A 9,806-nucleotide genomic window follows, 5' to 3' on the forward strand; every position below is an offset into this window, starting at 1 on the left:
GCACTCATCGCAGCCGCCCAGGTCCGCGGCCGCAACATCCCCCACGACATCGCCCTGATCGGGGTCGACAACACCCCACTATCACAAGTCATGGTCCCTCGACTAAGCACCATCGGATACCCCGCCAGCGGAGCAGCACACGCCGCGGTCGCCGGCATCATCGCCGCCGTCACCGGCAACCCCGCCCACGCCACAAACCGAGACCTCCCCCTGCACGTCATCCAAAGAGAATCCACCTAAAACGGTCAGGCTCTCCATCCCGACCAATACCTTCGTCCATCAGCGTCGACGTCGCCGCTCTCCATCATCACATCCCTACCGACTCGGAGAACTCATGACTTCGCCGTCCGCCTCTGCCGCGCCCCGATCTGCACCCGCCGCCCCGCCCGCCGACGAGCGGTTGCCGAAGGGCGCCCCGCTCGTGATCGGGCTGCTCGTGGTGGCCGCCTTCGTGGTCATCCTGAACGAGACGATCATGAGCGTTGCCCTGCCGAGCCTGATGATCGACCTGGACATCCCGACTTCGACCGCTCAATGGCTCACCACGGGGTTCCTGCTCACCATGTCAGTGGTGATCCCTACGACGGGCTTCATCCTGCGCCGCTTCACCATGCGTCAGGTCTTCGGCGCCGCGATGACCCTCTTCTCGCTCGGAACGGCCATCGCAGCGATCGCTCCCGGCTTCGGCGTGCTGCTGCTCGGCCGCATAGTGCAGGCCGGCGGCACCGCGATCATGATGCCGCTGCTCATCACTAGTGTGCTCACCCTTGTGCCGGCCGCCCGCCGGGGTCGCATGATGGGCGTCATCTCGATCGTGATCGCGGTGGCTCCGGCCATCGGCCCCACCGTCTCGGGCCTCATCTTGAGCACCCTGACCTGGCGCTGGATGTTCATCATCGTGCTGCCCATTGCGGTGATCGCGCTCGTGCTCGGGCTTTGGAAGATCAGCAACCTCACTGAGACGGCGAAAGTGCGCCTCGACATCCTCTCGGTCGCGCTCTCGACCTTCGCCTTCGGCGGCCTCATCTATGGCCTCAGCAGCCTCGGGGAGTCGGTCGAGGGCGGCCACGCACTGCCGGTCTGGGTGCCGCTTGCGGTAGGTGCCTTGGCCCTCGCGGGTTTTATCGCCCGTCAGATCGTGCTGCAGAGGAACGATCGGGCCCTGCTCGATCTGCGCACCTTCAAGACCCGGAGCTTTGTCGTGGCGGCGGTGATGATGTCGGTGAGCATGATGGCGCTGTTCGGTAGCCTGATCATCCTGCCGCTTTACCTGCAGAACGTGCTGCGGCTTGGCACTCTCGAGACCGGCTTGCTGCTCCTGCCCGGCGGCGTGCTGATGGGCGTACTTTCCCCGATTGTCGGTCGGCTGTTCGACCGGTTTGGACCGCGGCCCCTCGTCATTCCCGGAGCTTTTATCGTCAGCGCCGGGCTCTGGGGCATGGCCACGCTGCTCCACGAGGGCACCTCGATCGCTTGGGTGATCGGCGTGCACCTGCTGCTCAACGCCGGATTCGCGATCATGTTCACCCCGCTGCTCACGTCAGCTCTCGGTGCTCTCAATCCGTCCTTGTACGCGCACGGCAGCGCGATCACGTCGACCCTGCAGCAGCTTGCCGGCGCCGCCGGAACCGCCCTGTTCGTGACCGTTCTCTCGACGTCGACGGCGGCGGGGCTGGCCGAGGGACTACCGGTCGTGCCTGCTACTGCGGCCGGGGTGCAGGCTGCGTTCCTGATCGGCGGACTCATCTCGCTCGCCGCGATTGGCGCGTCGTTCTTCGTTCGCCGCCCGGCCATGCCGCTACCCAAAGGGACCCTCGGCCACTGAAGGGCCTTCCTGGCAGGCCCCTCTCCATGCAGCTCACGGCCGGCGATCGCGGCGTGCGGCAGCTCAGTCAGTGTCTGCCGTGGCGACGTTCGGCAGGTTAGGTGTTCCGATAGCCGCATCGACGGTGCCTGGTGGTGCGTCAAGGTCGGGGGTGACAGAGTTCGTGGCGTATCCCGGCTGCTCGGCGGTGATTGCCGCGGAGATGCCGGAGGAGCCGGTCCTCGACAGCGCCGAAAGCGTAGTGGTTGAGAGATAGCTTCTTCGGCTGCCCGACCGGGCCGCTCCGCCCCAGGTTTCCCTCATGTTCATAGCACCCATCCTCACCTCGTAGAACCGCGACGGGGGAGTGTCCTGGAACAGCACCCTGTAAGCGAGGTTTTACTCGCCGATTGCCGTGAGGAAATCCAGCAGTCTCGGATATGGCCGGCTGAGCGGGTCATCTCGCGAGCGGTGCCGTCGTCGTCCAGGAAGGCCGCGATCCGTCCGAGAGTGACCGCGGAACGGTAGGTGGCTGATCCGATGAGGCCTCCGGTGAGTTGGACGGCGTTCCAAAGGAAAGTCTGGCGTTGGCGGTCTGGGTGGTCCACGGGCAGGTTGCGGTCCGTGTGAGTCGTGAGGGTTTCGGCCTACCCGCGCGCCCAATCCAACCAGCGCCTCATGGCGTCATAATTGTCTGCGAGAACAGTCTTGCACTGCGCCGGGCCTAGAGCGCGCACGAGGCCCCGGCGGCCGCAGATGCTTGGTACTCCAGCTCCCTTGCTGCCTGATCGACCTTCTCGCCAGCGGTCCTGCGAACTTGTCATTAGCGTGAATTGCTACGTGACAACAAAGATACGCAGTGATATTGTCACGTAACAACTCTCGCTGACACCCACCGGCGGGCAGAATTCTGGCCGCGCCTTCCGCTCGGCGTTCACGACAATGGTGTTTTGATCTATGACCTCCGGAACGAGCTCGGCTTCGATGGATTCGTGGTCTTCGACAACAACGCCAACTCGCAATTCGCGGGCGTCGCGACCGACGACAACGCCGACCACTCCACAGACCGACCCGAATGGGAGATCGACCCCACATGACTGACATCACCGCCCCCAGCCCCGGCAACGAGACCGCCCGACTGCGCCTTCGCAGTGATCGGGCCACGACGCCGATCAGCCCGACCTTATACGGCCTCTTCCTCGAGGACATCAACTTCGGCTGCGACGGCGGGCTCAGCGCCAATCTAGTCAACAACCACAGCTTCGAGGGCGTTTACCTCACGAACGGCACCCTGCCGTACGCGCCACTGGATCTGATACCCGATGGCGCGCGTGAGCGGTTCGCTGCCATGGCCCCGGAGGACCTGCCCCTGCAGCCCACCACCCCCGCCGGCCGGCGCCTGGACCGGTTGCGACACTGGAGCTTCGTCGGCGGACGCCTCGAGTCCTCCCGGCATAGTGCGGCCACGCCGGGAGCCTCCTTCGCCCGACTGCACGTGGACGATGAGCAGGGCACGCTCGAGAACCAGGGTTACCCCGGCGGTTTCCCCGGCATGGCCTTCGACGCCGAAAGGCCCATGCTTCTGAGCCTCCTCATACGCACCGACGAGTTCCGAGGAACGCTCGAGGCCCGCCTCGTCGACGCGGATGGCGCCGTTCTGGCGTGCGAAGCGGTGCAGCAGGATGCTCGAGGCTGGCAGCAGTGCCAGGTCCGATTTGCCCCCGCGGCAACCACGCTCGGCTCGTTGCAGATCGTCGCCACCGGCGTCGGCACCGTCGACATCGACGAGGTGCGTCTCGTGCATGAGAATCACTGGGGTGCGGGCGACCCGCGCTGGAGCCAGGGACTGCTCCGCCGCGACCTTGTCGAAGCACTCGGTGCACTCGCCCCGCGTTTTCTCCGCTTCCCCGGCGGCTGCATCGTCGAGGGTTGCGGTGACGGAAGCCACTACGACTGGAAGAAGACCGTCGGCCCCCTCCTCACCCGCCGCGCCGAGTACAACCTCTGGGGTCAGTCGCGCACGGACGGCGACTATAGCCAGAGCAACCAGATCGGCTTCTACGAGTACTTCCTGCTGTGCGAGGATCTGGGCATGGCGCCCATACCGGTGGTCTGGGCAGGGGACAGCTGCCAGACGAGGATGGACGAGCATCTGCCGGTGGATAGCGCTGAGTTCGCCGCAGTGGTCCAGGATACGCTCGACCTCATCGAGTGGGCTACCGGCGATCCGACCACGAGCCACTGGGCTGCTCTTCGCGCTGCCGCTGGCCACCCGGAGCCGTTCCCGCTGCACCACCTCGGCATCGGGAATGAGAACTTCGGCCCGGAGTACTTGGCCCATTTCGAGCGGATCAAGCACGCCGTCGACCGTGCGCACCCGGGGCTGACTGTCATCGTCAACGGAGGAGTAATACGCCCGGGGGAGAATGCCGACCCCGCGTGGGCGATCTGGGGCGAGGATGAAGGCGTCCTGATCGACGAGCACTTCTACAACTCTCCGGCCTGGTTGTTCAACGCTACCAAACGCTACGACACCTACCCCCGCGGTGGTGCCCGCCTCTTCCTCGGCGAGTACGCCGCCTACCTCGGGTACGACCTCGGCGACAGGCATCCCGCCGTCCCTGAGAGCATGCTCCAGCCCGAGCCAAACACATGGCTCAGCGCGCTGGCCGAGGCCGCGTTCCTCACGGGCGTCGAGCGCAATGCCGACGTCGTCGCGTTCAGCTGCTACGCCCCGCTCCTCAACCTCGTCGGCCACGGACAGTGGCCGCACTGCCTGATCGATTTCAGCCCCAGTCGCGTCGTTCGCACCGCCAACTACCTCGTGCAGCAGTTGTTCGCCACCCGCATCGGCGAGTACGTCGTGCCGGTCGACGGCGAACTGCCGGCGAATGTCTTCGCCTCGGCCAGTCTCGGTGACGGAGTCCTGCACCTGAAGCTGGTCACGATCGGCGCGGCTCCGGTCGCGCTCACACTCGCGATCGATCAGGTACAAGACGGCGCAGTGGTTGCCACCGTGATCGGCGGTGCGCTGGACGCGGTCAACCGGCTCGCTTTCGAGGGCGAGCCACGGATGGAGGTGGAACCGCGAGAAGTAGGCCTGGAGGTCCGCGGAGGATCCGTCGAGCTGATCCTGGACCCGACCAGCGTGCTCGCCCTCTCATTCGCGATCTCCGCAAACGAGGACGATTGATGAGCAGGTTCGACGCCGCCCGCCTCGTGGGGAAGATGACTCTGGAGCAGAAGGTTGCTCAGCTTCGCGGCCTGTACGCGACAGAGCTTTTCGTTGATTCGCCGGAGGTTCAGGGGGTGGATCCATCGCGTGTGGCGATTATTCGACCGCATGGAGTCGGGCATATTTCAATGGCGTGGTTCCTCGCCGAGAAAGCCGACGAGTTGCGCTTGCACCTCGACGCGATCCAGAAGCACGTGCGCGAGACGTCCCCATTCGGGATCGGCGCGATGGTGCATTTCGAGGCGATCAACGGGGTCGTCCACGATTCCGGACCGCAGTTCCCGACGGCTTGGGCTCAGGCGGCTTCCTGGAATCCCGGGCTCATCCGCCGTGCTGCCGCGGTCAGCTCCGCGTTGACCGAGCAAATCGGCGGCCACGCCGTGTTCTCGCCGGTTATGGATTTGGCGCGCGATCCGCGCTGGGGTCGGGTGCATGAAACCTACGGCGAGGATCCCGAACTCGTGGCGCAGTGCTCAGTGGCTTTTGTCGAAGGCATCCAAGGCCGCAACGGCGAGCGGCCCGTCCTCGCAACAGGGAAGCACTTCCTCGGCTACGGCGCATCTGAGGGGGGCCTCAACCAGGCAGTCACGCAACTGGGACGTCGAGCACTCGTCGACGAGTACGCCGAACCATTCCGACGAGCGATCGCCGAAGCCGACCTCGCGCTGATGATGAACTCGTACAACGAAGTCGACGGTGTGCCCGCCGCTGCCAACCGGTGGATGCTGACTGAACTTCTGCGCGGAGCACTCGGGTTTTCCGGACCCGTCGTCAGCGATTATTCGTCGATCGCGATGCTGCGAACCGTGTATCACACCGCTCCGAAGGCTGGCGACGCAGCACGTCAGGCGCTCAAAGCCGGACTGGATGCGGATCTTCCGGGCGGCGAGGAGTATGCGACGCTCGTGGAAGGGGTTAAGTCCGGACGCCTGGATGAACGGGTTGTCGACGTCGCGGTTGAGCGTACTCTCGTGGCGAAAGCACGAGCCGGGCTCATTCCGGGGTTCAGCCGGGCGAGCAGCGCTCCACGTGTGGACCGTGAGGAAGCCGCCGAGGTCCGACGAACCATCGCCGATCAGTCCCTTGTGCTCCTCAGCAACGACGGCGCGTTGCCCATCTCTGATGACCGGGCAAAGATCGTGGTCCTCGGACCTGCCGCCGACGAGCTTCGCATCCATTTCGGCGCCTACACGTCAGTGTCGAACATCGAGATGCTGCGCGGCTCGATGGCGCTCCGGAGCGGGGAAATCCCTGGGATCAGTGCCGAAGAGGCCATTTTCACCGACATCTTCCAGGCACGGATGCCGGGAATCGAGCCGACTTTCGAGGAGGCCGCAACGCGGCTTCATCCAAACGCCCCCACGTTGCTCGGGGCTCTTCGGGCCCGGCGCCCTGACATCTCCTTCGTCGGGCTTGGTGATCTGACGCCCGGGGCGGACTCTCTTGACGAAGCCGCGGTGGCCAGCGCCGTCGGCGGTGCAGATCTCGTGATCGCGGCGCTGGGCGAGCGCACCGGTTGGGTGGGCAACAACACCGCCGGCGAAGGGCAATCCACCAGCGAACCCCGGCTCCCTGGGAACCAGGATCAGCTCGTCTCGCTCCTGGCTGCTACCGGGGCTCCCGTGGTGAGCGTCGTCGTCACCGGAAGGCCCCTGTTGCTCCCCGAGGTCGCGAAGAATTCGAGCGCGGTGCTCGTTGCGCCTCTACTGGGCGAAGAGGGCGGGGAGGCAATCGTTCGGGCGCTGTTCGGCGATGTGAACCCGAGCGGCAAGCTCCCCAGCTCCTTCCCGCGTTCAATCGGGCAGATCCCGATTTACCACGGCCATCACTTCGGCAGCGGTTATGACCACCCGACCGGCACACGCCATGGCTACAACGACCTCACCGCGCAGAGCCCGCTCTTCGCATTCGGGCACGGGTTGTCTTACACCGGGTTCGACCTGACCTTGGAACCTTCCGAGCCCACCGTGGAGCCTGGTGGCCAACTGGCGCTGACCGTCAAGATTCGCAATACCGGGTCTCGGCCTGGCGACACAGTAGTTCAGCTTTACGCCCGGGACGAGGAAGCATCGGTAGTACGCCCAGTGCGTCAACTCGTTGCCTTCGAACGAGTAGGACTCGACGTTGGGGAGGAGAAGACGATCAAGCTCTCGGCACCAGTGGCGCGACTTGCTTTCACCGGCCTCGACAACCAGCGAGTGATTGAGGCGGGACGAGTGACTCTGAGCGTCGGCTTCGCCTCGGATGATATTCGCGCAACGTCCGAGGTAGAGATCGTCGGTTCATCCACCCCGGTCTGAGAAGACACGAGGGGCGGGGAGGAAACACTGCGCCCTCCCCGCCTGCGAGAGACCCCCTAATTGCCCGCAGCTCGCCCCGCACGTCCCCAAGGAAGACAATCATGACAACTCTTGACCGAAGCCCACTCGGGCCCGAAGCCGGGGTGGTCTCGCACCGACGCCTCCCGATGACTGCGATCCGGCGCACACCGGATCTCGATCTGGACGGGCGCTGGTCTTTCCAGCTCCTACCGTCCTGGGATGCCGACCTGACCGATAACTGGCTCAATGTGACCGTGCCCGAGTTGTGGACGATGCGAGAGGCAAGCGACCCGCCGCACTACACGAACATCACAATGCCCTTCGACCTGGTCCCTCCGAATGTTCCCAGTGCGAACCCGACCGGCATCTACCGCCGGTCGTTCGAACTCAGTGAGATCGGGGAGGACCATGTGGTGCTCCACGTGGGAGCGGCGGAGGGGTACCTGCAAGTACGCGTGAACGGGAAGCTGGCGGGTGAGAGCACAGACTCGCACCTCGCCGCTGAGTTCGACATCACCGCCGACGTTCAGGACGGCACGAACGAGATCGAGCTGCGCGTCGCGAAGTGGTCCGTCTTCAGCTACCTGGAGGATCAGGATCAGTGGTGGCAGTCGGGCCTGAGTCGTTCGGTGCAGCTTCACCGGCTGCCAAGAGCACGGCTCCAGGACGTGACGGTCGTCGCGGACTACGACCCCGAAACCCACCTCGGCTCGGCCAGGATCGTCGCCACGGTCAGCGGTGCGGAGCAGAGCTTCGAGACGACGCACTCCGTGCGAGTGAGCATCGCGGGAAGTACTATCGAGCGCCCGGTCGGCTCGCGTCGGACGGCGATGACCATTCCGCTCAGCTCTCCTGACCGCAGCCGGCGCCCGGCGGCCCAGATCCCCGACGGGATCATGGACCTGCTGAGCCTGCACGCGGCGAAGGCCTCTCTGCCGCCCGAGGCGGCGGCCGCGGCCGCCGCCTCGCACGCGGCGATGCACCCTGCCGAACGCCCAGGTGCCGCGATCGTCGAACTGGTCGATCTCGCCGTCGAGCCGTGGTCTGCGGAGACGCCCCACCTCGAGACCGTCCTCGTCGAGCTCCTCGACCTGGACGGCCGCGTCGCGGATCGCACCGAGATCCGCGCGGGCTTCCGACGCGTGGAGATCGTCGGGCGGGACCTGATGGTGAACGGTCGTCGGATCTGGATCCGGGGAGTTAACCGTCACGATTTCGAGCCAGAAACGGGCCGTGTGCTTCGTCGCGAGGACTACCTCGCCGATCTGTCACTGCTCAAGCGCTTCAACTTCAACGCAGTGCGCACATCCCACTACCCGAACGACCCGGTGTTCCTGGACCTCTGCGACGAGCTCGGCCTCTACGTGTTCGATGAAGCCGACATCGAAGGTCATGCTTTCGCTGACGTGATCTGTGACGACCATCGCTATCTGGAGGCGTTCGTCGACCGCGTGTCCCGCATGGTGATCCGCGACAAGAACCACCCCTCAGTGATCGCCTGGTCGCTCGGCAATGAGACCGGCTATGGGGCCAACCACGACGCGGCGGCCGCCTGGGTGCGCCGGTACGACCCCACGCGCCCTCTGCACTACGAGGGGGCAATCTCAGCAGACTGGCACGGGGGACGCGCCGCCACCGACATCGTCTGCCCCATGTATCCAGCCTTCTCCGCCCTCGAGGCCTATTCTGCGCATCCGGAAGCGGACCGGCCGCTGATCATGTGCGAGTATGCGTACTCGCAGGGCAACTCCACAGGAGGCCTGGCCGATTACTGGTGCCTGATCGAGTCGCTCCCCGGCGTGCAGGGCGGGTTCATCTGGGAGTTCAAGGATCACGCCCTTGACCCCTACCGCGACCGGCGCTACCGGTACGGAGGCGACTTCGGCGACGAACCGAACGACGGTCCCATCGTGCTGAACGGCATCGTCTTCGCCGATGGCACACCGAAGCCCGCGCTCTACGAAGCCCGCGGCCTCTTCAGCCCCGTGCGCATCGTCTCGTCGGTCCAGGAGGCCCTCGACGGGAGAGTGAGCGTGCTAAATCGCCAGACGTTCGCCGATCTGTCCTCGCTCCGATTCGCTTTCGCTGTTGAATCGACGGAAGGACCGACAGTGCGGTTCGCGGCGCACGGTCAAGCGGGCGCCGGGGAGACGGCGACTATCGAGGTCCCGCAAGCACTGCGCGACAGACTCGCCGATCACGATGCGCTCGCCCTTACGCTCGACGTCCTGACCGCGGAAGATACGGCGTGGGCTCAGGCCGGAACCGTCGTGGCACAGCACCAGCTGAGGCTCACGCGCGCGGCCCGGAGCTCCGCGGTGTTACCGATCGCGTTATTTGACGATGTAGCCGTCACGGTCCGTGGCGACGGGCGGGCATGAAAGCGCCCCGCCGGATGGTGACCGGCGGGGCGCTGATCGTCGCGCTGACGCGGCGATGGTCATTG

General features: G+C 65.4%; 7 protein-coding genes. 6 read left to right on the forward strand and 1 reads right to left on the reverse strand.

Translation table 11 applies throughout. The annotated features are described in order from the left end of the window. Nucleotides 1–240: substrate-binding domain-containing protein (locus LQ144_RS22070; protein WP_230121391.1), on the forward strand; the 240-nt coding region annotated here is incomplete at its 5' end. Between the two features lie 94 nt (nt 241–334). Then, nucleotides 335–1,825, forward strand: a complete 1,491-nt coding sequence (locus LQ144_RS22075) for an MDR family MFS transporter (RefSeq protein WP_230121392.1) — start codon at nt 335–337, stop codon at nt 1,823–1,825. Nucleotides 1,826–1,888: 63 nt separating this feature from the next. Here the strand turns inward: LQ144_RS22075 and LQ144_RS22080 are convergent, their stop codons facing one another. Continuing rightward, a complete protein-coding gene (locus tag LQ144_RS22080; RefSeq protein WP_230121393.1) occupies nt 1,889–2,134 on the reverse strand; it encodes a hypothetical protein in 246 nt (81 codons plus the stop codon). Nucleotides 2,135–2,754: 620 nt separating this feature from the next. Here LQ144_RS22080 and LQ144_RS22085 point away from each other — a divergent pair. The 4 genes from LQ144_RS22085 to LQ144_RS22100 all read left to right on the forward strand — a co-directional run bounded on the left by LQ144_RS22085 (nt 2,755) and on the right by LQ144_RS22100 (nt 9,741). Continuing rightward, entirely contained in the window at nt 2,755–2,901 is a 147-nt protein-coding gene (locus tag LQ144_RS22085) for a hypothetical protein (RefSeq protein ID WP_230121394.1), read from the forward strand. Then, complete coding sequence (locus tag LQ144_RS22090; protein WP_230121395.1) at nt 2,898–4,997, forward strand: alpha-L-arabinofuranosidase C-terminal domain-containing protein; 2,100 nt, start codon at nt 2,898–2,900, stop codon at nt 4,995–4,997. Before LQ144_RS22085 ends, LQ144_RS22090 begins: the two co-directional genes overlap by 4 nt. Further along, a complete protein-coding gene (locus LQ144_RS22095) occupies nt 4,997–7,339 on the forward strand; it encodes a glycoside hydrolase family 3 N-terminal domain-containing protein (protein WP_230121396.1) in 2,343 nt (780 codons plus the stop codon). Before LQ144_RS22090 ends, LQ144_RS22095 begins: the two co-directional genes overlap by 1 nt. A 167-nt stretch (nt 7,340–7,506) precedes the next feature. After that, nucleotides 7,507–9,741: a glycoside hydrolase family 2 TIM barrel-domain containing protein gene (locus LQ144_RS22100; protein WP_230121397.1), complete on the forward strand. Its 2,235-nt coding sequence runs from the start codon at nt 7,507–7,509 to the stop codon at nt 9,739–9,741. Nucleotides 9,742–9,806: the final 65 nt, after the last annotated feature.

It is taken from the genome of Arthrobacter sp. Bi83, assembly GCF_918698095.1.
Taxonomy (GTDB): Bacteria; Actinomycetota; Actinomycetes; order Actinomycetales; family Micrococcaceae; genus Arthrobacter.